The organism is Xenorhabdus vietnamensis, assembly GCF_002127535.1.
GTDB classification, from domain to species: Bacteria; Pseudomonadota; Gammaproteobacteria; order Enterobacterales; family Enterobacteriaceae; genus Xenorhabdus; species Xenorhabdus vietnamensis.
The window spans coordinates 1-1267 of sequence record NZ_MUBJ01000087.1 but is presented as its reverse complement, the minus strand read 5'-3'; the positions used below and the strand labels follow the sequence as shown (position 1 = coordinate 1267).

General features: G+C 51.6%; 2 protein-coding genes. Both read left to right on the top strand.

The window, feature by feature from the left end; genetic code table 11:
• The coding region (locus Xvie_RS20275) for an eL43 family ribosomal protein (RefSeq protein WP_479688392.1) at positions 1-672 on the top strand (672 nt) is incomplete at its 5' end.
• Positions 669-1267, top strand: a 599-nt coding sequence (locus Xvie_RS20270; protein WP_279625699.1) for a DUF7146 domain-containing protein, incomplete at its 3' end; no start/stop codon positions are given. The genes Xvie_RS20275 and Xvie_RS20270, both read left to right, overlap by 4 nt.

Sequence of the window (1267 nt, the reverse complement as noted above, 5' to 3'; positions counted from 1 at the left end):
TGGCTCCAAACAATCGGTAGGGGTCTGCGTACTGCCAAGGGTAAGGACAGATGCATCATTCTGGATCACTCCGGCACGGTTCACCGCCTCGGTTATCCCGACGACATCGAATATGACGAGCTGCCCCGCAAGAATGACGGCATGAAGTCCCGTTCCAGCCAGCGTGAGCAGGAAAAACGGGAGAAGTTACCCAAAGAATGCCCGTCCTGCCACTACATGAAGCCTGCCGGGGTTTATGTCTGCCCGAAGTGTGACTTTAAGCCGCTGGTGGGGGAAGACATTGATGTTGATACCAGTCGCACCATTAAAAAACTCGACAAGAAAGAACGCGTCTACACACAGGCTGAAAAGCAAAGTTTCTATTCCCAGTTGAAGTATTACCAGAACCAGCGCGCCTCACAGGGCAAGACTATCAGTGATGGCTGGGTATCCAACACCTTTAAAGACAAGTTCGGCGTCTGGCCTCGCGGGTTCCATGACATGCCGCAGGAACTGACACCCGAAGTTAACAATTTCATCAAACACAAGCAGATTGCCTGGGCGAAATCCCGCAAGAAATCGGAGCCGTCCAGCAATGAACAGCAGGAAATGCGCCTTGAGGTGGCTCACCAAAAGGTGCGCGATATCCGTGACCAGTTATCCATTCAGCCACGTCAGGGAGGCACACAATGAACAGAATAAAAACGACCGAGGCGGTGATAGGTCGCTGGCCTGAAATCTTCGCTTATTACAAATTGCCCCCGGTGACAGGAAAAAGGCATTTCAAGGGCAACTGTCCAATCTGTAAGCAGAAAGGCAAATTCCGTATTGATGATCAGGATGGGCGCGGCACATTCATCTGTACCTGCAATGCGGGGGATGGCTGGAAGTTACTCACGCTGACGCAGGGAAAAGACTACAAGACACTGGCCGATGAAATTGATCTGCTGCTGGGTATCCAGTCAGACAAGCGCAGCGTCATGAAAGAAGAGAAGAATATCACCACGTTCAGAAACCGAGTCACTGCCTGTTATGCCAACTTACCCGGACTGAAAGGCACGCAGGGGGAAGCCTATCTGCGCAGCCGGGGCATTCATGTTTTGCCTGCCGACAATGTGAAGTATTGCCCTGACCAGCCTGTCCGTAACGGAACACTGCAAGCGATATGGGCACTTGCCACTGACTCCAAAGGGCAGGCGTGTTACCTACATCGGACGTATTTAGACGGGGATCGGAAAGCCTCGTTAGAGGTGGTTAAAAAAATGAACTCACTACAAGAAGACAGTCA